Origin of the sequence: Corynebacterium sp. LK2590 (assembly GCF_040946105.1) — a bacterium.
Lineage (GTDB): Bacteria > Actinomycetota > Actinomycetes > Mycobacteriales > Mycobacteriaceae > Corynebacterium.
This window is the reverse complement of sequence record NZ_JAYWMH010000006.1, coordinates 125,796-149,534: the sequence shown is the minus strand read 5'-3', so window position 1 is coordinate 149,534 and position 23,739 is coordinate 125,796. Positions and strand designations below refer to the sequence as shown.

The window sequence follows — 23,739 nt, the reverse complement described above, 5'->3', positions numbered from 1 at the left end:
GTGGCATAAGGCGCGAAGCCGCGCCCGCAACAACCACCCAAGGAGGGTTCGAACCGCATGGTCACACGGTACGATGTCGCCAGTGTGCGCGGCCTATATACCGGCTTGTCGGGCGGTTGGACGTATCTGAATGCACACGACGTGCCGCAAATCCCGGAAAAGGTGATCGCGGGCGTATCCCGTGCTTTCCGCACCTCCGCCTCGGTGGCGGATCAGGACATCCCCTCCGGCACGCACTCCGCAGCGCCGCAGCCCGGCCGCCTGGAGGGGCAGTACTATATCGACTCCGCGCGCACCGCCGTGGCCGACCTGGTGGGCGCTACCGCCGACCGCGTGGTGCTCGGCGCCAACCTGCCGGTGCTCTACCAGGCGCTGGCGCGGGCGATCGCGCCGCTGCTGCGCGCTAATTCCTCCGTGGTGCTGTCCAAGCTGGACCCGCCGGAGCTCTACTCCGCCTTCACGGAGGTCGACGCGCAGGTGCGCTGGGCGCAGCCGGACCTGGGGACCGGGGAGATGCCGGCCTTCCAGTTTGCCGATCTCGTCGACGGCTCGACCCGCCTGGTCTCCCTGGCCGCCGGCCACGAGCTGCTGGGCACGGTGGCGCCGGTGGCAGAAATCATCGAGAAGGTCAACACCCGCTCCCGGGCCTGGACCCTGGTGGACATCTCCGCCACGGCGGGCTACCGGCCGGTGGATATCGACGCGCTCGGCGCCGACATCCTGGGCGTCGACCTGGGCAAGCTCGGCGGTCCGCAGGTCGCCGCCCTGGTCTTCCGGGACACCCGCATGTTCAAGCGGATCGACGCGCTCAGCCCCGGCCGCCACGGCGCGGCGAAGCTGGAGACCCCCGTGTCCACGGGCCTGGCTGGCGGGGTCAGCCCGCTCATCGATCACTTCGCCGCCCTGGGCGGCGAAGCCGTCGGCCGCGGATCCCGGCGGCGCCGCCTGACGGCCTCGATGGAGCTACTCGAGCCCTACCTGAACGGGCTGCGCGACGATCTCTACCAGTTCCTCGGCACCCTGCCCGCCGTCCACATCCTGGGCGTGACCGGGGAAGCCGCCGCGGGCGCGAAGGAGGATCGCCTGCCGCGCCTGAGCTTCGCCGTCAACGGCGTGCCCGCGGAGACCGTCCACCAGCGGCTCTTTGATAACCGCCTGGTGACCACGCTGGCCCCGGCGACCCCGCTGCTGAGCGAGATGGGCGCCGACGAAATTGGCGGCGCCGTCACCGTCGCCCTGGGGCCGTTCAACACGGCCTGCGACGTGGAGCACCTCACGCGCGTGGTGGCCTCGCTGGCTTAATTAGTCCGCGACCTGCAGCACCAGCGTGCCGGTGACCTCGCCGGAATCCAGGGCCGCGTGGGCCTCGGCGGCCTCGGCCAGCGGGTAGGTGGCGTGCCAGTGGTGGCGCACCGTGCCGTCTGCCAGCCACGGCCAGACGTTGTCCACGGTATCCCGCACGATGGCCGCCTTGTCCTCCAGGGAACGCGCGCGCAGCGTCGTGCCCTGCAGGGTCAGGCGCTTGGCTACCAGGATGCCCATGTTCAGCTCTTCCTTGGTCCCGCCCTGCAAGCCGATGGTGACCATGTGGCCGTCCTTGGCCAGGGCCTTCATGTTCTGCTTCAGGTACTTCGCGCCGATGATGTCCAGGATGACGTCGCAGGAATTCTTGAGCTCTTCGGCGAAGTCCTGCTCGTGGTAGTTGATGAGGATATCCGCGCCGAGCTTCCGGCAGGCCTCCAGCTTCTCCGCCGAACCGGCGGTGACCGCCACCTGGGCGCCGAGCGCCTTGGCGACCTGGATGGCGAAGGTGCCGATGCCGCCCCCGCCGCCGTGGATCAGGATGGTCTGGCCCTCGTGCAGGCCGGCCTCCATGGCGATGTTCGACCACACCGTGCAGGCGACCTCGACGACCGAGGCCGCGTGCTCCAGGCTGTAGCCCTCCGGGATGGGCAGCAGCTGACCGGCCGGCACCGCGACGTATTCCGCGTAGGCGCCGCCGGCGAGCAGCGCGGCGAACTCCTGGCCGACCTCGAGATCGGTGTCGCCCGCGTCCGCGATGGTGCCGGCGCACTCCAAGCCGAGCAGCTCCGAGGCACCCGGCGGCGGCGGGTAGTTGCCCTGCGTCTGCAGGATATCGGCGCGGTTCACGCCGGCGTAGTGGACCTTGAGCAGCACCTCGCCGGGCTGCAGCTCGGGCCGGTCCACCTCGGCGAGCTCGAGCGAGCGTGGGGTATCAGGATCTTTTTGAATGATTGCCTTCATGCCCTTCCACGGTACCGAAACTTCCCCAGCTTCCGCAGGTAGAGAATCCGCAGCAAAGGCCCCGCTTTACCGGAGCGGAGACCCGCTCGGGTAAGGTGAGCATGTCGCCTGCGGGCGGCAGATGGAGACGTGGCAGAGCGGCCGAATGCACTGGTCTTGAAAACCAGCGTGGGGAAACTCACCGCGGGTTCAAATCCCGCCGTCTCCGCCGAAGGCTTCGGAAAATATCGCCTTCTGTCCTTTTCGCCGAACCCCGACCTGGGGAAACGTGCGCGCGGGGCGGCAAAGGTCGATATTTTCCTTAGCCCTTCGAATCCAACCAGGCATCAATCCCGCCGCGCAGCGAGTAGAGCGGGCCGGTAAGCCCGCGCTCGTGGAAAAGGTGCACGGCCTCGGCCGAGCGGACGCCGCCGGCGCAGTGGACCACCACGGTCCGATCATTATCCAAGGCGGCGGTCACCTCGGGCGGGGTATAGCCCTCGCGCAGGCGGGGCAGGGGACAATTCACCGAACCGTCGAGGGCGAAGGTGGCGACCTCGTCCGGGTTGCGCACGTCGAGCACGAGCGCGCCGGCGGGGATGGTCTCGGTTTCTTCTACGTCCGGGTAGGCCGCCGGCGAGGAGGCGGTGGGCTCCTCCGTGGCTGGGGCGTCGGTGACCGGCCCGTGCGCGCAGACCCGCTCGGCGACGGAAGGATCGCCGTTTACCGGGATGTATTCCCAGATCCCGTCGAGGGCGGAGAAGTATCCGAGCCGGCCGATGAGCGGGGCCCCGACGCCGGTCAGCAGCTTGAGGGCCTCGAGCGCCATGGCGGAGCCGACGGTGCCGACCACCGGGCCCAGCACGCCGGCCTGCGAACAGCTGGGCACCGAACCGGCCGGCGGAGGGGTGGGGAAGAGATCCTCGTAGATGGGCCCGCGGCCGGCCCAGAAGACGGTCATCTGCGCGTCGAAGCCGAGGATGGAGGCCCACACGTGCGGGATGCCGCGCCGCGCGCAGGCGTAGGAGGCCAGGTAGCGGGTGGCGAAGTTGTCGGATCCGTCCAGGACCACGTCGGCATCCGCCAGCAGCTTCTCGGCGTTGTCCGCTGTCAGGCGCGCGGAGACGGCGTTGACCTCGACAGTCGGGTTGAGGGCGAGCATGGCCCGCCGGGCCGACTCCGCCTTGGGCTCGTTCGCGCGGGCCGCGGCGTCGGTGTGGATGACCTGGCGGTGCAGGTTGGATACCCCGACGGTGTCGTCGTCGAAGACGGTAATATGCCCGACCCCGGCCCCGGCCAGGTACAACAAGGCGGGCGAGCCCAACCCGCCGGCGCCGATGACGGCCACGTGCCCCGCGCGCAGCCGCGCCTGGGCCTCACGGCCGAAGCCGGCCAGGCTGAGCTGGCGGCGGTAGCGCGCGACTTCCGCAGGGCTGAACTGCGGATCCGCGCCGGGCTGCCCTGTGCTCATTCGATTCCCACCCACTGCACCGAGTCGTCGTCCAGCAGCTGTTCCTTCCAGATCGGAACCTCGGCCTTCACGCGGTCGGTGAGCTCCGCGGCCGCGACGAAGGAGTCCTTGCGGTGGGCCGAGGCCGCGATGACCACGAAGGCCAGCTCGCCGATCGTGAGGGGCCCGGTGCGGTGGGCGGTCCACAGGCGCACCGCCGGGTGCGCGGCGGCGACCTCGCCTGCGATGCGGGCGATCTCCGCATCGGCGCTGGGGTGGGAGGAATAGGTCAGCAGTTTTACCCGCTGGCCGCCGTCGTGATCGCGGACGATGCCATCGAAGGTCACCGCCGCGCCCATCGCTGAAGTCAGGACCTCCTCGCGGGCGGGGCCGACCAGTTCTTCGAGGGGCTGTTGTGTCAGGAAAGCGCCCAGGACCTTGCCGGTCTGGGCGTGGACGTAATCCGGATCCCCGTTAGTGCTCATGTGTCCCTTCTAGCATGTCAACCAGGGGAACCACTAATTCTTCCAGGACTGAACAACCGTCCTTCACTCCTCCCGTGGAGCCGGGCAGGGTCATGGCGAAGGTCGTGCCGGTCACCCCGGCCACCGCGCGGGAGGCCAGGGCCGTGGGCACGGATTCCAGGCCCTTCTGCCAGAAGGCCATGGGGATGCCGGGCAGCTCGCGCTCCAGGTGCTTGGCGACGGCCTCGACGGTGCGGTCGTCCGCGCTCAGGCCGGTACCGCCGGAGGTCAGGATGACGGAGTGCCCGGCGGCGAACGCGGTCTCGACGGCCTGCTCGATATCGGCGTCAGGGACGACCACGGGGTCGGGAGTATCAAAGCCCTTGCGGCGCAGGAACTCCACGGCGATGGGGCCGGAGCGGTCCTCGTAAATCCCGGCGGCCGCGCGGGTCGAGGCGACGATGACGAGTCCAGTGCGGGTCATGGCAGCTCCTTCAATTCCTTCACATTCGGGGAAAATTACAAAGAATTACAGCGGGTAGATGGTCACTTGGGCGCCGGCGTCCAGCTCCGCGGCGATGGGGATGCGGATGAGGCAGTCGGCGCCGATGGCCTGCGCGACCAGGTGGGAACCCGGCCCGCCGACCTGGCTGGCGGTGATGGCGTCGGCCCCGATGGTCATGTGGCCGCGCAGGAAGCGCTCGCGGTCGTCCAGCCCGGTCACCGGGTGCGCGAGCTGGGCGGGCAGGGCCGGCAGGGTGGTCCCCAGCAGGTCGGCTACGTAGAGGTGGAAGCTGACCAGCGAGGAGATCGGGTTGCCCGGCAGGCAGATGACCGGCGTCCCGGAAAGCTTGGCCAGCCCCTGCGGGCCGCCCGGCTGCTGGTCGACGTGGCCAAACCAGCCGTGCGGTTCCAGCACCTGGCGCACGACCTCGAACTTGCCGGCGCTGATGCCGCCGGAGGTCACGATGGCGTCCGGCTGCAGCTCCGCGATGGCGGTGTCCAGGTCGCGGCGCAGCTTGTCCGGATCGTCGTCGGTGCGCACGTGGCCGGCCACGACGATGCCGGCTTCCGCGGCCAGGGCCGTGAGCATGGGCCCGTTCGAGTCCGGGATGGCGGCCGAGCGATCCGCCAGGTCCGCGCTGCTGCTACCGATCTCCGCCCCGCCGGTGCAGATCACGATCCGCGCCGGGGCGACCACGTTGAGGGTCGGGATGTCCTGGCCCGCCAGGGTGGCGATGACCGCCGCGTTGATGCGCGTGCCGCCGGTGACCAGCGTGGAGCCGCGGGAGATATCGCTGCCGGCGGCGCGCACGAACTGGCCCTCCGGCACGGCCGGGGCCGTGACGGTCTCACCTTTAGCCAGAAAGTCCGCCGGCTCGGTGCGCTCTACTGGCACGATGGCGGCGGTGCCGCGCGGGACCTTCGCGCCGGTCATGATGGGCGCGGCCTGGCCGTCCAGGCCGTCCGCGTAGAAGCGATCCGGATCCGTGCCGGCCGGGATGGTCTCACCGACCGTAAAGGTCCCTCCCGCCGCGGTGGGCAGGGCATAGCCATCCATCTGCGAATTATCGAAGCGGGGGGAGTCATAGGCGGCGACCACGTCCGTCGCCAGCGTGGCGCCCAAGGATTCGCTCAGTGCTACCTCGTGGTGCCGGCTGCGGTGGAGCGCGCCGCAGTCATCCAGCAATTGCTTGACTTCCGCATGGTGCTGTTCCGGAGTACGCATGGGCCCCATCTTAGCCGCCCCGGCGCGGCGGCCGCGGAAAAGAGTTGGCCGCGGACTGAACGAGCGTTCTAGTCGCGCTGGGGTGGCGGGTTCGACAAGGAACGCCCTAGCCCGGCATAGTAGAGGCCATGTTGGAGGTGCACTATTTCGCGGCCGCCCGCGCCGCCGCCGGGACGGCCCAGGAGCAGATCCCGGACGCGCAGGTGCCCGCCCGCCTAGGCGAGCTGCTGGACCAGCTGGCCGCCGCGCACCCGGGGACCACGGAGGCGGGGATGGGCCTGGAGGAAATCCTTCCTCGCTGCACCTTCCTCGTCGACGGTTCGGCCGCCGGGGACAGCTACCGCGAGGTAGCCCTGGCAGGGGTCGCCCGCGTGGACGTCCTGCCGCCTTTCGCGGGCGGCTAGGAGCGGCCGCCGCTGGCCAGGCGCCGGACCGGGCTGGTGAAGAAGTTGACCACGCCGGAGACCAGTGAGAGCACCACCGCGCCCAGGATGGCCGGCCACCAACCGTCGATGGCCAGGTTGCCCACGCCCAGATCCAGCTGGTTGAGCAGCCATTCGACCAGCAGCAGGACGGCGCCGTTGATGACCAGGATGAACAGCCCCAGCGTCAGGCAGGTAATCGGCGCGCCGAGGATCCGCAGCACCGGGGTAACCACCGCGTTGACCACGATGAAGGCGATGGCCACGGCGATGAACGTGCCAGACGAGCCGGGCTCGTTGGTCGATCCGATTTCGTTGAAGCCGTTGGCCGCCGGCGGGACGATGTCCACGCCCGGCACGAAGGTGACCACGACCCACAGGGCGATCGCGATGGCCACCACGTTCAGGGCCAGGTTGACGAGGGTACGCATGGCGGGGCACTCCTAGCGGTTGACGTTTCGCCCCATTCTAGCGGTCAGTCCGCCTGTGCCGTGGCGGCGCGGAAGGCGGCCACCAGCGCGTCGGTTTCCTCCGCGGTGGTCACGGTGATGCGGATGCCCTCGTCGAAGGCGCGCACCAGCACGCCCTCGGCCGCGATCTGGGCGGCCAGCTCCTGCGGGGTGCCAAAAGCGGCGATGGCCGGCGCCGGCAGCCACACGAAGTTGGCCTCAGAGTGCGGGCTGCCGAAATCGGCCAGCTCGGCGGCGACGCGCTCGCGCTGCTCGACCGCCTCGTCGGTGCGGGACTGGAGCGTGGCAGCATCCGCCAGCGATGCCAGGGCGCCGGCCTGGCCCACGGCGTTGACGGAAAACGGCACGGCCACCTTATTGAGCGCGGCGATGATATTCGCGGCGCCGAAGGCGTAGCCCACGCGCACCCCGGCCAGGCCGTAGGCCTTGGAAAAGGTGCGCATGCCCACCAGGTTCGGGTACTGGCGCAGGTACTGGGTGGCGTCCGGGGTATCCGCGGCGCGGTTGTACTCGAAGTAGGCCTCGTCGAGGGCGACGATGACGTCGCCGGGCACTTGGTCCATGAAGTCGGTGAACTCCTGGTTGGTGATGGTGGTGCCCGTCGGGTTATTCGGGTTGCACAGGAAGATCAGGCTGGTGCGCTCCGTGATGGCGCCGGCCATAGCGGCCAGATCCATGCCGTGGTCCGCGCCCAGCGGGATGGCCACCGGCTGCGCGCCGACCACCTGGACGAAGATCGGGTAGGCCTCGAAGGAGCGCCACGGGAAGATGACCTCGCTCTCGGCGGTGGAGGTCACCTGCACCAGCTGCTGGCAGATGGCCGAGGAGCCGGTACCTACCGCCACCTCGTCGAAGTCCACGCCCAGGTGCTGGGCCAGGGCCTCGCGCAGGGTCACGGCGCCCATGTCCGGGTAGCGGTTGGCCCCGGCGGCGGCACGGTTCATCGCCTCCTGCGCGGCCGGCAACGGTGGGTGGCTGGCCTCGTTGGAGGACAGCTTCACGGTGTCATCGTTGCGCGCGCCGGGCCGGTAGGCGGGTAGGGAGGAAAGGTCAGGGCGAATCATGGAATTAACCTTAGGGGTTGCGGGGCCCGCGTGGGCCGAAATCGAAATCAGCGGTGGTCGGGCCGAAGGCCTTGAGGTCTTGCGGCGCGTCGAAGGGATCGAGGCGGACCTCGAGGAAGGCGCCGGTCCCGCTGGCGGCAATCTGCTCCAGCGCGGCGTCGAGCTCGCCCTCGGTGGCGGCGCTGTAGGAGGCCATCGTGGTATCGGCCTTGAAGACCTTGGGCAGGGCGCCATAATCCCAGTTCTGGATGTCGTTGTACTCCTGCTCCATGCCCAGAATGTAACGCTCGATGGTGTAGCCGCGGTTGTTGACCAGCACGATGATGGGGTCCAATTCCTGGCGCAGGATGGTCGATAGCTCCTGGGCGGTCAGCTGGAAGGAGCCGTCGCCGATGAAGAGCACGTGCCGGCGGCCCGGCGCGGCCAGCTGGGAGCCGAGCAGGGCGGGTAGGGTGAAGCCGATCGAGCCCCAGATGGGGGAGTTGATGTACTTGGTCGCCGTGGGCATCGGCAGCGGCCCGAGCCCGATGTTGGAGGTGCCGGCCTCCGTGATGACCACGTCGCCCTCCCGCAGGAACCGCGCCATCCGCGGCCAGATGCGCGCCTGGGTGAGCGGGGTGGAAGGATCCGCGCCGAAATCGTCGGTGGCGGAACTGTCGGCGGCGAGGGCGGGGGAGGCGGGCGTGCGGGCCGGGACCTTCTCGACGAGGGCGTCTAGGAGCTCGCGGGTGTTGATGCCCACGAAGTATTCGCCGCCGACGTTGACGTGCTGGTCGCCGAAGTTGATGATGGCGCTCTCGTCCAGCTGGTGGGTGTAAGAGCCGGAGTTGACCTCGATGAAGCGCGGGTTGGTGGTGACCAGGAAGTCGGCGGACTCGACGCGGTCCTGCACGCCCGGCGCGGAGGAGGCGCCGTTGTAGGTGCCGAGGAAGAGCGGATCGTTCTCGTCCAGGATGGCCTTGCCGGAAGACAGCTGGGAGTACGGGATCTGGGCCCGGTGCACCAGCGCGTCCAGGGCCGCGGTGAAACCGTGGCGATCGGTGTCCTGGTCGATGAGCACGAGCGGCTGGTCTGCTTTCTCCAGCCGCGCGAGGACGGCCTCGGTGGCGGCCTTCAGCCGCTCCGGGTCGGAGGGGGCCAGGGCGGTGCTGAACGGGGCATCGTCGACCTCGATCTCCAGGTGCGTGATGTCCGAGGGGATCTGGATGTGCACCGGGCGCTTTTCCCGCAGGCACGTATGCAGCGCGCGGTCGAATTCCTCCACGACGTTCATCGGGGAAACCCGGGTGGAGACCTCCGTGAAGGGGGCGAGGGCCTCCAGCATGTTCGCGTAGTCGCCGTCGGCCAGGGAGTGGTGCATATTCCACCGGAACTCCGTGGCGTACTGCGGCGGGGCACCGGCCAGGGAGACGACGGGCACGTGCTCGGCGCGGGAACCGGCAATCCCGTTGAGGGCGGACAGTTCCCCCACCCCGTAGGTGGTCAGCAAGGCCCCGACGCCGCGCTGCCGGGCGTAGCCGTCGGCCGCGTACGCGGCGTTGAGCTCGTTGCAGGCGCCGACGAAGCGGATGCCGCTGGCGGCGTCGATCTGCTCCAGGAAGCTTAAGTTGAAATCGCCGGGCACGCCGATGGTCTCCGTGATGCCGATGGCCTTGAGCCGGTCCAGCAGGAACTCGCCGATGGTGGTGCGCATGAAAAATCCTTTCCGGTTAAGGTGCGCCAGCACGGCGCGGGGTGGTGGCTCGTGCTGTGGACGTCCTGCCTTCCGATTATGCCGCGAAAAGTGCGCTGGGTCACTATTTCTAGCGGAATTGTCCTGGCTTGTGGGTCTGGCGGGCGCTGCCGGGATGGTAGGGAGGGGCGAGTTTGTTTCTGTTTTGGTTAACAGGTACCCTAAATCTTCGTAACTCATGGTGCGATGGCTGGTTCGCGCTAGCTAGTAGCACCACGTTTTACGTTGGAGACGTGCCAGAGCGGCCGAATGGGGCTCACTGCTAATGAGTTGCCCTCTTAACGGAGGGCCGGAGGTTCAAATCCTCTCGTCTCCGCCGCATTTATAGCCCGCGCTCCGAGGTAGTTTATTCCTCGGAACGCGGGCGTTTTTGGCTTTGTGCAGGCCTTGTCCCGGCGGATTGCGAATCTGCGCGAGCAGAGTATAAGTAGTGTAATGACAAAATCCGGGCGCTTAGACAACGACGCATCTACAGTATCGGAGGCGAATGCCTCGGAGTACCCGGCCGGGCAGGATCCCGCCCGGTGGCGCGTGCTCATCGTCCTGCTTGTCGCGATCTTCATGTCGCTGATTAGCGTGTCCATCGTCAACGTGGCCCTGCCGTCCATCCAGGCCGGCCTGGACGCCAGCGACTCCGACGTGCAGTGGGTGCTGTCCGGTTACGCGCTCACCTTCGGCGTGGTGCTGGTGGCCGCCGGGCGCGCCGGGGACCTGGTGGGCCGCGGCGGCATCTTCCTCGGCGGCATTGCGATCTACACCCTGGCCAGCGCCTCGGCGGGGTTTGCGCCGAACGCCGAGTCGCTCAACCTCTCCCGCTTCATCCAGGGGGTGGGCGCGGGCCTGCTCAACCCGCAGGGCGTGGGCATGATCCAGCAGTACTTCCGCGGCGCGGAGCGCGGCCGGGCCTTCGGCTACTTCGGCTCCACCGTGGGTGTGGCGGTGGCCATCGGGCCGGTGCTGGGCGGCTTCCTCATCCGCATCGGCGGCGCGGACCTGGGCTGGCGCCTGACCATGCTGGTCAATTTCCCCATCGGGCTTCTGGCCATCGTCTTAGGGCTCATGTGGTTCCCGCGGCCGCTGTTTTCTAGGGTGCGCGACAGCGCCGGGGAGAAGGTCGGCGCGTGGCAGGCGTTTAAGTCCCTTGACCCGGTCGGCGCGCTGCTGCTGGGGCTGGCGGTGCTGTGCGTGCTCTTCCCGTTCGTGGAATCCTCCGGCTCGCGGTGGGTCTGGGCCCTCCTGCCGGCCGGGGCGGTCTGCGTGGCCATCTGGGTGGCCTGGGAGCGCCACCACAAGTCCACCGGCCACGAGCCGATGGTGGACCTGGGTATCTTCCAGACCTTTACCTTCCGCAACGGCACCATCATCGCGACGCTGTGGTTCATGGGCATTACCAGCATCTGGGTGCTGGTCGCGCTGTACTTCCAGAACGGGCTGGGCTACTCCGCGCTGGTGGCCGGCTGCGTGGGCCTACCCTCGGCGCTGCTGAACTCCGTGACCGCCACCCTGGCCGGCAAGAGCGTCTCGGTCTACGGGCGGCGCGTGGTGATTATCGGCATGCTGACCACGCTCTTCGGTCTGGTGACGACCATCGCGGTGATTTGGGGGACCACGCACTGGTCCGTCAGCGAGTGGTGGCTGGTGCTCACCCTGTGCTTCGTTGGCGCCGGCCAGGGCGCGGTGGTTTCCCCGAACCAGACGCTGACGCTGGCCGAAGTGCCCGCCAACTACGCCGGCTCCTCCGGCGCGGTCATGCAGACCGGGCAGCGAATCGGCACCGCGGTTGGCCTGGCGGTGACCACCGCCATCGTCTTCGCCACCCTGGGCAACACCGACGCCGATTGGCCCGGGGCCATCATCATGGGCTTCGCCATGATTACCGCGGTCTGCCTGGCGGCCCTGGGCTTCGGCGTGGCCGACCGGGTGGGGCGCCGGCGCTAGGCGCGGGCGGCTGATTAGGACCACTTGGGCCGGGGCGCGACCCAGCGGTCCAGCTGGGCGAAGAGCTCCTCGGCGGTGTCCGCCACGATGAGGCTGTCTCGGTCGGCAGCGCGCACCAGGCCCTGCTCCACCAGGTGGTCCAGCAGGTCCACCAGTGGGGCCCAGAAGGCCGCGCCGAACAGGGCCAGGGGCGTGGCGTGCAGGCCCAGCTGCTGGCGGGTCCAGACGTCGAAGAACTCGTCCAAGGTCCCGGCGCCGCCCGGCAGAGCCACGCAGGCCTCGGCCAGATCGCTCATGCGCTGCTTGCGCTCGTGCATGGTCTCTACTACCTCCAGCCGGTCGAGGCCCGGGTGGGCGATTTCGCCGTCGACCAGGTGCTGGGGGATGACCCCGGTGATGGGCGCGCCGGCGGCGTGGGCGGCGTCCGCCACCGCGCCCATCAGCCCGACCTTGCCGCCGCCGTAGATAAGGCGCACCCCGTGGGTGCCCAGCGCGGTGCCCAGCTCCCGCGCCAGCTCCAGGTTGTGCGGGTCCGTGCCGGTGCTCGCGCCGGTGTACACCGCGACTGAGTGCGGCGCGGATCTTGCCGCCAGCGCCGGGAAAACCTCCTCGGCCAGCAGCGGGGCGAGCGGCTTGTCCGGCGCGTGCGGGTTGACCCAGGCCAGCTCGGCGATCTCGTGGCTGGCCTGGGCGGAAACCTCGTAGGGGTAGCTAAAGACCGCGGCGGACACGGCGTACCCGGCCTCGTGGGCCGCCGGGGCGTTAAACGTGCCGAGCTCCTTCAACGCCGCGCCGGCAAGTTCCACGCCCAGCTCCTCGGCCACCTCGCGCACCGCGGCCTGACGGGCGTTTTCGCCCGGCTCCGGCTTCCCACCGGGGAACTGGAAGAGCTCGGTGCCGGCCTTGCGGACGGTGAGCACCTGGCCGGTGCGGTTGCGGAAAATGACGGCGCTGACGTTAATGGTCGGAGTGGGCATGGGCCATAGACTACACCGGGACCGCCGGCGCTTTGGCCGGTTGATGCGGTGCATCGAAAGGCGCAAAAGGCTGGCAGTCGCGTCCGTTGCCCAAATTCCGCACTTTGGGTTTATTCTTAGCAAGGCACGCCGGGAATCCCGGCACCAAACCAACGCCAATCAGTGTGGATATCAAGGGAGGTGGCGGGTATGAGCAACTCGGTAGACGAGGCCATCGATCGGCTAGAGGAATTGCTGCGGACCGAAGGGGAAATCGATCCGAAAGCGGCGCCGGACATGCAAAGGCTCCTAGACACGCCTCCCATCCAGGACATCGTGGCGCTGGTCGAGCGCCAGAACAACGTCCGCGCGGCCGTGGTGCTGCGCCTGTTGCCGCGGGAGAAGTCCATCGAGGTCTTTGACGCGCTGGACTCCGCGCACCAGGCCGATATCATCGACGAGCTGGGCAACGCCGACGTCTACGCCTTCTTCGACGAGCTCGACCCGGACGACCGAGTCTCCCTGCTGGACGAGCTGCCCGCAGAGATCGCAGATCGCCTGCTGCGCTCGCTGGACAAGACCGAGCGGGACGTTACCGGCGTCGTGCTGGGCTACCCGAAGGGCTCGGTCGGCCGCCGCATGTCCCCGGAGGTCCCGGAGATCTACCGGGAGATGACCGTGGACGAGGCCCTGGCCAAGCTGCGCGCTACTGCCGATGCCGTCGAGACCATCTACACCCTGCCGGTCACCCGCAAGGACCGCCGCTTGGTCGGCGTGGTCAGCTTCCGCGAGCTCTTCATGGCCCGCGGCAACCGCATGGTCGAGGACCTGATGCGCGAGCCGGTCTTCGCCTATGCCTACGACGACGCGGAGGAAACCGCCCGTTGGTTTTTGCCCCTGGACTTGCTGGCGATGCCGATCGTCGACGAATCCAAGCGCCTGGTCGGCCTGCTGACGTGGGACGACGCCACGGACATCGTGGAGGAAGAGGACTCCGAGGATAGCGCCCGCGCCGGTGGTACTGAGGCCCTGCAGCAGCCGTATATGTCCACCCCGCTGCTGAAGCTGGTGCGCTCGCGCATCGTCTGGCTGTTGGTGCTGGCGGTCTCCGCCCTGTTGACCGTCCAGGTGCTCGACGCCTTCGAGGAGACCCTCGCGGCCGCCGTGGTGCTCAGCCTGTTCATCCCGCTGCTGACCGGTACCGGCGGCAATACCGGCAACCAGGCCGCGACCACCGTCACCCGCGCGCTGGCGCTGGGCGACGTGCGAAAACAGGACATCCTGGCGGTAATGTGGCGCGAGCTGCGCGTGGGCATGCTGCTGGGCGCGGTGCTCGGTCTGCTCGGCGTCGGCCTGGCCACGCTGGCCTACGACTTCGACATCGGCCTGGTCATCGGGATCACGCTGTTCTTGGTCTGTTCCATGTCCGCCACGGTGGGCGGCATGATGCCTATCCTGGCCAAGGCCGTGGGCGCGGACCCGGCGGTCTTTTCCAACCCGTTCATCTCCACCTTCTGCGACGCCACCGGCCTCATCATCTACTTCTTCATCGCCAAGGCTGTCCTGGGCATTTAGGGGCCGGGGGAGTTACCGGGCTTAAGCGGATGTCGAGGCGGCCCCGCGCGGGCCGTTTTCGGGGGTGGCTAGGCGGCCAGGTTGTGGCATATGTGACACAAGTTTTGTAAAGTTCCCCACATTAGGCAACAAAGTGTTGTTTGTTTCCTTACCCCATATGCGCACACCTAGGCGCTATATCACCTAGTCGCGATATCTCAGTCTTACAGATTGGTGTTTCCCCATGACAACTCCACAGACTCACGAGTCCACCGCCCACCCAGAAGGCGAAGAGGACAAAGGCGTCAAGAAGGGTGAACTGCGCCGCCAGCTCATCGGGATCGTCGGCGGCCTCGCGCTCGCCATCATCGTCTTCTTCATCTTTCCGGCCAGCTCGGTGGAGACCGTGATGAACTCCAGCGGCGCGGATCCGGACGCGGACTACAGCCACATGGCCCTGCGCACCGTCGCGGCGGTGACCATCCTGATGGGTGCCTGGTGGATGACCGAGGCCCTGCCGCTGGCGGCGACCGCGCTCATCCCGCTGGCTATCTTCCCGCTGGCCGGGGTCGGTGAGATTTCCGACGTGTCCTCGCCGTACGCCTCGTCCACCATCTTCCTGTTCTTGGGCGGCTTCCTCGTCGCGCTGTCGCTGCAGCGCTGGAACGTCCACCGGCGCATGGCGCTGATGGTGGTCAAGCTGGTGGGCACCTCGCCCAAGCGCCTCATCCTGGGCTTCATGATCTCCACCGGCTTTTTGTCCATGTGGGTCTCCAACACCGCGACCGCGGTGGTCATGCTGCCCATCGGCATGTCCGTGCTGCAGCTGACCGCCGACACGGTGGGCGGCATGAAGAACCAGAAGCGGTTCGCCACCGTCCTGATGTTGGCGATTGCCTACTCGGCCTCCATCGGCTCCCTGGGTACCCTCATCGGTACCCCGCCGAACCTGCTGCTGGCCGGCTACATGAAGGAAACCCACGGCATTGAGATCGGCTTCGCCCAGTGGATGCTGGTCGGCATGCCGGTGGCCATCATCTTCACCTTCCTGGCCTGGGTCGTGCTGATTACCGTCTTCCCGCCGGAGATGAAACAGATCCCGGGCGGTAAGGAGCTCATCGACCAGGAGATCAAGGACATGGGCCCGTGGACCGCCCCGCAGATCCGCGTCGCCATCATCTTCGCGCTGGCCGCCATCTCGTGGGTCTTCGTCCCGCTGCTCATCGACTGGCAGGGCTGGGAGGTCGGCTACGACGACGCGATCGTCGGAATCATCGCCGGCCTGCTGCTCTTCCTGCTGCCCGCCGATAGCAAGAACGGTGTGCGCCTGCTGGACTGGAAGACCGCCAACGAGCTGCCCTGGGACGTGCTCCTGCTCTTCGGTGGCGGCCTGTCGCTGTCCGCCATGTTCACCAAGTCCGGGCTGTCCCTGTGGGTCGGTGAGATGGCCAAGGGCCTGCAGGTCCTGCCGCTCTTCCTCCTCGTGGCCGCTGTCGCCGCGCTGGTGCTGGTGCTCACCGAGTTCACCTCGAACACCGCCACCGCCGCGACCTTCCTGCCGATTATGGGCGGCGTGGCCGTCGGTATCGGCCTGACCGACGCGGCCGCCATCAACGTGATGATCCTGACCGTCCCGGTCGCGCTCGTGGCCACCTGTGCCTTCATGATGCCGGTGGCTACCCCGCCGAACGCCATCGCCTACGGCTCCGGCTACGTCACCATCGGCGAGATGCTCAAGGGCGGCCTCTGGCTCAACGTCATCGCCCTGGTCCTGGTGACCCTGGCGACCTATTTCATTGCCGTCCCCGTCTTCGGGATGGTCTTGTAAAAACCCGCCTCCGAAACGCCGGTTTATGTGCAATAAGCTGGCGTTTTGGTACTCGCCACAAGGACGGGTATAGTAATTCTTCGTTGCCGAGAGAACAGCAGTTCTTCGAGTTAGGCAACATGCGCCCGTGGCTCAACGGATAGAGCATCTGACTACGGATCAGAAGGTTGGGGGTTCGAATCCCTCCGGGCGCACCAATTGTCATGAGTCGCGACATGGTTGACAAACCGGCATCTCAGTTTCTTTTTGTTCTGGGGTGCCGGTTTCTTCTTATTCTGGGGCTAAGTGTGGGTCTGTTTGTTTCCAGTAGGGCTTTTGATAGTTGCGGCTGGTATCGATGTAGTGCTCGGTGATGACTTCGCCAGTTTCGGCTAGTGATGTGATGACGTGGTTGTCGGCGATGACCATGAGGATTTTCTGTCTTTTCCATTGGCGGCCGATGCCTGGGTGGAAGAGTTTGCCGGCGTAGCGCACGGTGGTTTTGCCGTTGTCCCAGACGACGTCGTTTCTGGTGCGCCATTCTTGTGTTGGGTTGTGGGCTGGGCTGGCTTTGGCGCCGGTGGTGTAGGCTTGGTGTGGGGTGCGTCGGCCTAGGGCTTTGTGGGGGCGTGTGGTGTTGTAGTAATCGCGGAATTCGTCAAGGCGTTTCTGCAGTTCAGCAACGGTTTTAGCGAGTGGGCGGGCAGTGATCCATTTTTTGAGTGTTTGGTGGAAGCGCTCGATTTTTCCTTGGGTTTGGGGATGTCCTGGCCGGCCGTTTTTCTGTTGGATTTTGTTGGTGGTGAGGACTTTTTCAAAGGCGTTTCGTCCACCTTTGCGCCCTGCTAGGCGGGCGGTAAAGACGAGGCCGTTGTCGGTGAGGGTGGATGCTGGCGGTCCGTATTCAGTTATCAGGCGTGATAGTTCCTCGGCGACTTGTGTGCCGCTAAAGGCTGGGGCTGCGGTGATTGATAGGAGGTAACGGGAGTGGTCGTCGAGGAAGTCAAGGACTTCGATGCGGGTGGTGTCTGCTAGGTACAGGTGGGTGATGTCAGCCTGCCAGCATTCGTTGGGCATGGCCGCTTCAAAGCGGATGAAAGAGCTTTTGGGCGTCTTCTTGGGTGCTGGGGTGAATAAGTCCTGCTGTGGTGAGGATGCGGCGGATTGTCGAGGTTGAAGGGACTCGTTTGCCGTCTTGTTGCAGGTGGTAGGCAATGGTTTCTGGGCCTGCGTCGAGTCCGTGGCGTGTGAGTTGTTTTCGGATGGCGATGATGTCTTTGCGCACGGTGTCTGGCACGGCTTGGGGTGAGTGCGTGGGGCGCGGGATTTTGGCGCGATGGCGTCGGTGCCGCCGGTGTCGAAGGCGTTGAGGATTTGGTAGACGCGTTGGCGAGAGATGCCGAATTGCTTGGTTACTTGTGATGGGCTTCGCTTTTGCTCACGGACTGCTTTGACGATGGCGAGGTTACGGTTGGGACTGTTCATGGTGTCAAACATGTCCCGACTCACCTGTCAAGTATCAGGACTGCCGTCGCAGGAACAGGGTGTCAAATATGTCGTGAACTCAGACACTCTCGTCTCCGCAAATTGTAGAACCCGAATCATCGATTTACCGGTGGCTCGGGTTTTTCTGTTTTCTTCGTCGGGAATGAGTGCTTAATTCAGTACTAACGTTAGGGCGAGCACTGCGGTCGAGAATGCGAGCATTCCCACACAGTTGAGCCAGAACGCGCTGCTGAGAAAGTGGGCGCGGATATGGGCTGCTGCGGCCGCGCAGAAATAAGCGATGACGCCAACCATGGCTGCAATTCCTACGCCGGGGAACCAGAGGCCGGCGATGAGGCCTGTGGCTGCAAGGCACTTGATGACAATGAGCGCCCACCACCAGTCTTGAGGAAGTTTGACGCCGCTAAGGCAGGCCTCGATGAAGGGGACTGGTTTGAGGGAGAGTGCGGCGTCGCCAAGCAGAATCGTCGCTAGCAGCAGGGATGGCCAGGCGGGGGAGGATTCTAGAATCATTGGTTGACTCCAAATGCGGTGTTGAGACGTTCGATCGATGAAGCGGCTTGGGATGTGAGGTGTTCGGTGTCGTAGAGACCGGCGGCCCAGCCGATGAGTAAGCCGAGGTAGACGTTGTACAGCAGGTTGGAGTATTCGGTTGCATCTTCGTTGCTGAACCCGGAGCCGAGGCGCAAGGTGATTTCATCTGTCAGGAGCGTTTTGAGCGCAGTGAGCGCTTCGCCTTGGTTGCCTTGTTGGATGAGCGCCGCGCCAAAGGCGCGGGAGAGCTCTTCGTGGCCAGTAAACATCTGGAGGAAAGGTCTCAGGACATCGAGGAGACTATCGGATTGCCCCCGAATTTCGTCGTGCAGATCTGAAATATGCTGGCCAATAGTGCGGATGAGCAGCGTCTGTTTGTCGCCGACTCCCATGACGGTGCCCACGCTAACGCCTGCCTCGGATGCGATGGTCCGGATGCTGGTGGTGGCGTAGCCCTGAGTGAGGAAGAGGTCGTAGGCGGTGGCTAGGACCTTGCTGACGGTGTCGGCTTTGGCGGCTGCACGTGGTGAGTGAACGTGTTCAGTGAACATGTTCAAAAGGGTAGTTCCTGGCGCCTTGAGGGTCAATGGGGTCGCAGTATGGGCAGCTTCTGCTAGTTCAGCGCGGGGAAGACGCGGTCGCGCAACAGGTGTGCGAGGTCGCGGTCGGGTGCTGCTGGGTTGACCCAGGCAATATCGCCGATTTCGGCGGCGGCGTGGGGTTCGTCGTTTGTGACGGTGTGGGTGCAGGTGAAGATGGTGCCGACGACTGTCTCGCCCGGCTCGTTGGCGGCGGGGGCGTCGAAGGTTCCTAGTTTGTCGAGGTTTTCCGCATCGAGGTGGAGGCCTACTTCTTCGGAGACTTCGCGGAGGGCGGCGTCGACAAGCGCCTCGCCCTCCTCGAGCTTGCCGCCGGGCAGCTGGTATTTCGTGGAGGACTTCTTGCGCACGGTGAGCACGTGGCCTTGCGGGTTGCGGATGACGATGGCGGCGACTTCAATCATGGCCGTCGATTTTAGCGCCTATGTATGCCGGTTTTCTGCCTAGCGGAAATGTTGCCGGCGTTTAGTTGTTAAGACAAGTTCATGTTTCATAACCAAGGGGTTTGATTCGGTAAACTATATTAATCTTTAATTGTTAATCATCGAAATTACTTTATGTGTTTTGGCAGGTTAGAGACTCGAACCAGCAACGAGTACACTGTCTTCAGTGCGCCAAAGTTGGAAGATTTTTATCAGAGATGTAGCCAGGCTTGGCCGCGTCCCCAGGGCGTGGATCATCCTCATCGGGCTTATCATCACCCCCGCGTTGTATTCATGGGTGAACATCGCGGCCTTTCGAGACCCCTATGGCCATACCAACAACATCAAGGTGGCCGTGGTCAACGAGGACAAGGGTGCAAACAACGAGCTCACGGGGGACATTGATGTCGGCAGCGAAGTTATAGAGAAGCTGAAAAAGAATGATCAGCTCGGCTGGCAATTCCTCGACGGTGAGAAGGCAGAGAAGGCCCTGTTAGAGGGAGACGTGTATGCCTCGGTGACGATCCCGGAGGACTTCAGCAAGAACCTCGTGAGCATGCTCGACGGGAAGTTCACGCAGCCACAGCTGATCTACCGCGTTAATGAGAAGAACAACGCCATTGCCGTGAAGATTACGGACACCGGTGCTAAAGGTCTGGACAAACAGATCACCTCGGCGTTCAAGGAGCAGGTGGCCACCGTCGCTGCGGAGAACGTCAAGGACACCGGTACGGATTTTGAGCGAAAAGTTACGCGCGCGATGAACAACACCAGTTCCGCGTTCGGGGAGACCGCGCAGGAGATCGACAGCAACCGCGAGAATCTTGCACGCATTCAGGACAAGCTTGACGCCGCTGCCGACTCCACGTCTGGAGCCAAGTCCACCGTGGCGGATGTGAGTACTGCGCTGGGCGACGCCCAAGCGGCCCTCGCTGAGATCTCTTCCTTGGTTGAGCAGGCCCAAGGGGGCATCGGTGACTTCACCGACCAGACCACGGCGGCCTTCGTCAACGGCGCTACTGCGGTGGCTGACGGCACCGCCCAGGCCCAGGATTCCATTGCGGATGTCACTGCGGGCTTGAACCAGGCCGGTGACCGTTTCGACTACGCCACGCAGCGAGCAAACACCGCTATCGATGCTAGTGCTGACTCGATTGCCCAGCTTAAGGCATTGCGCGATTCCGCGACGCTATCACCCCAGGCGGCCAAGGAAATTGATGATGCGATCCAGCGCCTCGATGAGGGAAATGAATCCAACCGCCAGCTTGTTGGGAACCTTAATGCGCTGAGCAAGGATACCCAGGCCGCGGCGACAAACGTGCAGGCTAGTGCAGACGCCATCAACCAGGCGGCGGCGGATACCAAGGCCACCTCGCAGACGCTGCGCGATACCGTGACGTCCGCCGTCCCAGAGATCAACCGAGCGATGAGCAGCCTGAGTACCACCGCGAGTGCTTTGAGCTCCACGCTGGAGGCGCAGAAGGGTACCATGCAGGAGGCCGATGGTCTTTTGGATGGCGTGGCCAAACAGCTTCGGGCTACGAAGGACACTCTCTCGGACTTCGACACCAACCTCGTTGCGCTCCAGGACAGCCTGCGCGCCATGCAGGGTGATGTGCGCTCGCTGCAAGCCGCGATGAACTCCAAGGTGGCCCAAGATGTCACCGGGCTACAGGCTGAAGAGATCGGAAAGTTCTTCGCAGAACCCATCGAGTTGAAGTCCGAGACCGTGTACCCGGTGAATAGCTACGGCTCCGCGATGGCGGCGCTGTTTACAAACCTTTCGCTGTGGATCGGCGCCTTCGTCCTCATGGTGATCTTCCGTGTCGAGGTGGATAAGGAAGGGTTCCACCGCATCACGGTGGGGCAGGCCTACCTGGGTCGCTTCCTTCTCATGGCCTTGATGGTCATTGTCCAGGCCGTCACGGTGACCGTGGGTGACCTGCTCATCGGTGTGCAGACCGTGAATGCGCCGGCCTTCGTCTTTACGGGCGTGCTCGTGGGATTAGCCTACTTGAGCATCATCTACGCGCTGTCGACCTCGCTGGGTCACCTCGGCCGCGGTCTGTGTGTGGTCTTTGCCATCATCCAGATTCCGGGTGCTTCGGGCCTGTATCCAATCGAGTTGCTGCCCAACTTCTTCCACGCCATCTACCCGTTGCTGCCGTTTACGTATGGCATCGACGCGATGCGCGAAACTATTGGTGGGTTCTATGGCGACCATTACTTCAAGTTTATGGGCGTGCTGGCCTTCATGTTCATCCTGTTTTTCGTCTTCGGCCTGCTGCTGCGTAAGGCCTTGGCGCACTTCAACGTCATCTTTAACCGCGAGCTGCGGGATACCGAGCTCTTTGACTATGAAAACGTGCAGGTGGTGGGCTCTGGCTACCGCATCGCAGACGTTATCCAGGCGCTCGATAGCCGCAGTGGTCTCAAGAAAGACTTGGACCGCCGCGCACACGACTGGGGCTATTGGCTCAAGCTGGTGGCCATTGCCGGCGTCATCGGAGTGGTGATCCTCATCGTGGTCTCAGGGCTGCTGCCTGCCCAGAAGCCACTGATCCTGGGCATTTGGACCGCATGGTGCTTCCTCATCATCGTCGCCGCGGTGACCCTGGAATACCTGCGCATCAGCCTCAAGCAGTCGGCAAAGCTCGTGACGATGGATGAGGACGAAATTAAGCATCCGGCCCGCATCGGCGCAGATTCCACGGAGGGGGAGAGCTAATGCGTGGAACACTCGATCTTTTCCTCAATGACATGCGCACCGCATGCCGCAACGTGATGAGCGCGGTGATGCTGGTGGGCCTCGTCGTGATTCCAATGCTGTTCACGTGGTTCAACGTGCTCGCTAGTTGGGATCCCTTCGACAACACGAGCCAGCTCAAGGTGGCGGTGGCTAGCAAGGACACCGGCTATGAAAGTGATCTACTACCGGTGCCCATCAACGTCGGCAACCAGGTGCTCAATGAATTGCGTGCAAATGAGCAGCTAGATTGGGTTGTGACCACATCCGACGAGGCGATTGAAGGTACGAAGTCCGGTGAGTATTACGCAGCCATCGTGCTTCCGGAAAACTTCAGTACCGACATGATGAACTTCTACACGGATGGTTCCAAACCCGCGGAATTGTCTTTCTACATGAACGAGAAGAAGAACGCACTGGCGCCGAAGATTACCGGCCAAGGTGCAGAAGGCGTGTCGGCCCAGGTTGCTGAGGCATTCACCACGACGGTCGGTGACGTATCCTTCGACCTGGTGACCTCGCTGTCGGATTTCTTGAACAAGGGCGATACCAGGGCTGTCCTGGACCGGATGCAGGCGCGCGCGGATGGCGTGCGGACACAGCTGGATATGGCGGCGCGTACCGCGCGCTCCTTTGCCGGCCTGGTCGATACTGCGGTTCCACTCATGGAGAGCGCTCAGCGCATTGCGGACTCGGCGGATCTGGATCTGCCGGAAGTCCAGTCCTCCTCACTCAACATTTCCACGGACGCCCTGCAACAATCTCTTGATGCCACCAGTGCTAGTTATGACGTGGTGCGTCAACGCGTTGATGCGCTTTTCGACGACGCCTCCACCTCCCGCGCCGACCGCGTAGCTGCGCTGAACACCTGGGCCGGCCAGGTAGAGGGCACCATTGCCCAGTACCAGAACCTGCACGGCCGCATTGAAGCCCTGCCACTTCCTGCCGGAGATAAGGAGAAGGTGCTGGGCCGTATCGAGGAGGCGATTGAGGCTCAACGCACTCTCCACGCGCGCCTCACCGCAGCGGCCAACGCGCCTGAACCCACGAAGCCCGACCTGTCTAGCTTCGACGATGCGAAGAAGGCAGTGGAAGGAATTTCTACCTCTGGCCTGCGTGAATCCCTGCGTGCGCTGCAGGATTCCTTGGGGCAGGTGAGCGCGGACCTGGATATCGCGAAGACCCCCGTCACTATCGATTCCTCCTCGCTGACGGACGCGCAGGACGCAGTGCAGAAGCTTGCCTCTGGCCTGCAGGATAAGGCCAACAAATTCGCCGATCTGAAGAAGGATATTGATTCCGCTGCGGCGTCCGGTGACCTCAAGAAGCTGGCGGACCTCATTGGTTCTGATCCCGATGCTTTGGCGCGTGCGATTGCTGCGCCAGTGGACGTCGACAGGCAAGCGGTCTACCCAGTCAAGAGCTTCGGCGCTGGTATGACGCCCATGTATACGGCGCTCGCGCTGTGGGTCGGTGCACTGCTGACTGCAGTGAGCGTGCGCACGGATGTGGTTGACAAGGATAAGTACTCGCCGATGCAGCGTTTCTTCGGCCGCTTCGGAATGTTTGCCACGGTTGGCCTCGTGCAGTCGACGATGCTCATTCTGGGCCTCATCTTCTTCGTGGGCATCGAGCCCGCGCACCCGATCCTCATGCTGTTGGCCGGCTGGGTTAGCTCGCTTATCTTTATGCTGATTTGCTACACCTTCGTGGTTTCCTTTGCCAACGCGGGCAAGGCGCTGGCGGTGCTCATGTTGGTGATTCAGGTGTCTTCGTCGGGAGGCGCCTACCCCTTGCAGGTGCTTCCTGAATGGTTCCAAAACATTAGTCCCTGGCTGCCAGCCACCTACACCATCCGTGCCTTCCGCGCGGCCATCGCTGGTACCTATCACGGTGATTTCTGGCTGTCTTTGCTGTGCTTGCTGCTCTTTGCGGTGCCGATGCTGGTGTTGGGCGTTGTCTTCCACAAGCCGTTGGAGAAATTCACCAACGGCTGGGTAGAGACCTTGGAGAAGACCAAGCTGATGTAGCGCATAAGATTGTCGGAATATTCACAGGCCAATGGGTTTCCTCAGATTGGTGCTAAGCGGTAGTGTGAATCG

The 23,739-nt window shown here is 64.7% G+C and carries 19 protein-coding genes, 3 tRNA genes and 1 pseudogene; 10 read left to right on the top strand and 13 right to left on the bottom strand.

Translation table 11 applies throughout. The features are described from left to right. Positions 1-57: 57 nt before the first annotated feature. Positions 58-1,302 (top strand): aminotransferase class V-fold PLP-dependent enzyme, encoded by a 1,245-nt coding sequence (locus VVR85_RS08820; RefSeq protein ID WP_368520538.1) that lies wholly within the window; start codon positions 58-60, stop codon positions 1,300-1,302. Here VVR85_RS08820 and VVR85_RS08815 read toward each other — a convergent pair whose 3' ends face one another. Beyond that, positions 1,303-2,265 carry an NAD(P)H-quinone oxidoreductase gene (locus tag VVR85_RS08815; RefSeq protein ID WP_368520537.1) on the bottom strand — a complete coding sequence of 321 codons (963 nt, stop codon included), beginning with the start codon at positions 2,263-2,265 and terminating at the stop codon, positions 1,303-1,305. A 123-nt stretch (positions 2,266-2,388) separates the two neighbouring features. Here VVR85_RS08815 and VVR85_RS08810 point away from each other — a divergent pair. Then, positions 2,389-2,473 (top strand) — tRNA-Ser (locus tag VVR85_RS08810). Between the two features lie 93 nt (positions 2,474-2,566). Here VVR85_RS08810 and VVR85_RS08805 read toward each other — a convergent pair. Genes VVR85_RS08805 through VVR85_RS08790 form a run of 4 tightly spaced genes read right to left on the bottom strand, consistent with a single transcriptional unit; the run spans position 2,567 to position 5,887 of the window. Beyond that, positions 2,567-3,715, bottom strand: coding sequence for a ThiF family adenylyltransferase (locus VVR85_RS08805; protein ID WP_368520536.1), 1,149 nt, complete (start codon positions 3,713-3,715; stop codon positions 2,567-2,569). After that, positions 3,712-4,179, bottom strand: a complete 468-nt coding sequence (locus VVR85_RS08800; protein ID WP_368520535.1) for a molybdenum cofactor biosynthesis protein MoaE — start codon at positions 4,177-4,179, stop codon at positions 3,712-3,714. Before VVR85_RS08800 ends, VVR85_RS08805 begins: the two co-directional genes overlap by 4 nt. After that, complete coding sequence (locus VVR85_RS08795) at positions 4,169-4,642, bottom strand: MogA/MoaB family molybdenum cofactor biosynthesis protein (RefSeq protein ID WP_368520534.1); 474 nt, start codon at positions 4,640-4,642, stop codon at positions 4,169-4,171. Before VVR85_RS08795 ends, VVR85_RS08800 begins: the two co-directional genes overlap by 11 nt. Before the next feature lie 45 nt (positions 4,643-4,687). Beyond that, the gene (locus tag VVR85_RS08790) at positions 4,688-5,887 is read right to left on the bottom strand and encodes a molybdopterin molybdotransferase MoeA (protein ID WP_368520533.1); all 1,200 of its coding nucleotides are present in this window, start codon (positions 5,885-5,887) and stop codon (positions 4,688-4,690) included. A gap of 128 nt (positions 5,888-6,015) precedes the next feature. Here VVR85_RS08790 and VVR85_RS08785 point away from each other — a divergent pair, with 128 nt between their 5' ends. Further along, on the top strand, positions 6,016-6,291 hold the full coding sequence (locus VVR85_RS08785) for a MoaD/ThiS family protein (protein WP_368520532.1): 276 nt from the start codon (positions 6,016-6,018) through the stop codon (positions 6,289-6,291). Here the strand turns inward: VVR85_RS08785 and VVR85_RS08780 are convergent. From VVR85_RS08780 to VVR85_RS08770, 3 genes are read right to left on the bottom strand one after another with little or no spacing between them, the layout of a single operon-like run. Beyond that, positions 6,288-6,740: a phage holin family protein gene (locus VVR85_RS08780; protein ID WP_368520531.1), complete on the bottom strand. Its 453-nt coding sequence runs from the start codon at positions 6,738-6,740 to the stop codon at positions 6,288-6,290. The genes VVR85_RS08785 and VVR85_RS08780 overlap by 4 nt on opposite strands. A gap of 44 nt (positions 6,741-6,784) precedes the next feature. Beyond that, a complete protein-coding gene (hisC, locus tag VVR85_RS08775; RefSeq protein WP_368520530.1) occupies positions 6,785-7,843 on the bottom strand; it encodes a histidinol-phosphate transaminase in 1,059 nt (352 codons plus the stop codon). Between the two features lie 10 nt (positions 7,844-7,853). Beyond that, a complete protein-coding gene (locus VVR85_RS08770; RefSeq protein ID WP_368520529.1) occupies positions 7,854-9,536 on the bottom strand; it encodes an alpha-keto acid decarboxylase family protein in 1,683 nt (560 codons plus the stop codon). Between the two features lie 266 nt (positions 9,537-9,802). On the opposite strand from VVR85_RS08770, the gene VVR85_RS08765 reads away from it, so the two are divergent. Both VVR85_RS08765 and VVR85_RS08760 read left to right on the top strand, forming a co-directional pair. Beyond that, positions 9,803-9,891: transfer RNA gene (locus VVR85_RS08765), tRNA-Ser, on the top strand. Between the two features lie 119 nt (positions 9,892-10,010). Continuing rightward, positions 10,011-11,513 (top strand): MFS transporter, encoded by a 1,503-nt coding sequence (locus VVR85_RS08760; protein WP_368520528.1) that lies wholly within the window; start codon positions 10,011-10,013, stop codon positions 11,511-11,513. Positions 11,514-11,527: 14 nt separating this feature from the next. Here the strand turns inward: VVR85_RS08760 and VVR85_RS08755 are convergent, their stop codons facing one another. Beyond that, a complete protein-coding gene (locus VVR85_RS08755) occupies positions 11,528-12,490 on the bottom strand; it encodes a TIGR00730 family Rossman fold protein (protein WP_368520527.1) in 963 nt (320 codons plus the stop codon). A gap of 189 nt (positions 12,491-12,679) precedes the next feature. Here VVR85_RS08755 and mgtE point away from each other — a divergent pair, with 189 nt between their 5' ends. The 3 genes from mgtE to VVR85_RS08740 all read left to right on the top strand — a co-directional run bounded on the left by mgtE (position 12,680) and on the right by VVR85_RS08740 (position 16,048). Next, complete coding sequence (gene mgtE / locus VVR85_RS08750) at positions 12,680-14,044, top strand: magnesium transporter (protein WP_368520526.1); 1,365 nt, start codon at positions 12,680-12,682, stop codon at positions 14,042-14,044. A 223-nt stretch (positions 14,045-14,267) separates the two neighbouring features. Further along, positions 14,268-15,851, top strand: coding sequence for an SLC13 family permease (locus VVR85_RS08745; RefSeq protein WP_368520525.1), 1,584 nt, complete (start codon positions 14,268-14,270; stop codon positions 15,849-15,851). Between the two features lie 121 nt (positions 15,852-15,972). Continuing rightward, positions 15,973-16,048: transfer RNA gene (locus tag VVR85_RS08740), tRNA-Arg, on the top strand. 73 nt (positions 16,049-16,121) lie between these two features. Here VVR85_RS08740 and VVR85_RS08735 read toward each other — a convergent pair. The 4 genes and pseudogenes from VVR85_RS08735 to VVR85_RS08720 form a co-directional block, all read right to left on the bottom strand. Then, a pseudogene (locus VVR85_RS08735) lies at positions 16,122-17,315 on the bottom strand (IS481 family transposase). Positions 17,316-17,486: 171 nt separating this feature from the next. Beyond that, a complete protein-coding gene (locus VVR85_RS08730) occupies positions 17,487-17,849 on the bottom strand; it encodes a DoxX family protein (protein WP_368520524.1) in 363 nt (120 codons plus the stop codon). Next, positions 17,846-18,421: a TetR/AcrR family transcriptional regulator gene (locus tag VVR85_RS08725; RefSeq protein WP_368520523.1), complete on the bottom strand. Its 576-nt coding sequence runs from the start codon at positions 18,419-18,421 to the stop codon at positions 17,846-17,848. Before VVR85_RS08725 ends, VVR85_RS08730 begins: the two co-directional genes overlap by 4 nt. Before the next feature lie 62 nt (positions 18,422-18,483). After that, positions 18,484-18,873, bottom strand: coding sequence for an NUDIX domain-containing protein (locus VVR85_RS08720; RefSeq protein WP_368520522.1), 390 nt, complete (start codon positions 18,871-18,873; stop codon positions 18,484-18,486). Between the two features lie 205 nt (positions 18,874-19,078). Between VVR85_RS08720 and VVR85_RS08715 the strand changes: the two genes are divergently transcribed. Together VVR85_RS08715 and VVR85_RS08710 are read left to right on the top strand one after the other, a co-directional pair. Continuing rightward, positions 19,079-21,619, top strand: a complete 2,541-nt coding sequence (locus VVR85_RS08715; protein WP_368520521.1) for a YhgE/Pip family protein — start codon at positions 19,079-19,081, stop codon at positions 21,617-21,619. Beyond that, the gene (locus tag VVR85_RS08710) at positions 21,619-23,667 is read left to right on the top strand and encodes a YhgE/Pip domain-containing protein (RefSeq protein ID WP_368520520.1); all 2,049 of its coding nucleotides are present in this window, start codon (positions 21,619-21,621) and stop codon (positions 23,665-23,667) included. Before VVR85_RS08715 ends, VVR85_RS08710 begins: the two co-directional genes overlap by 1 nt. Positions 23,668-23,739: the final 72 nt, after the last annotated feature.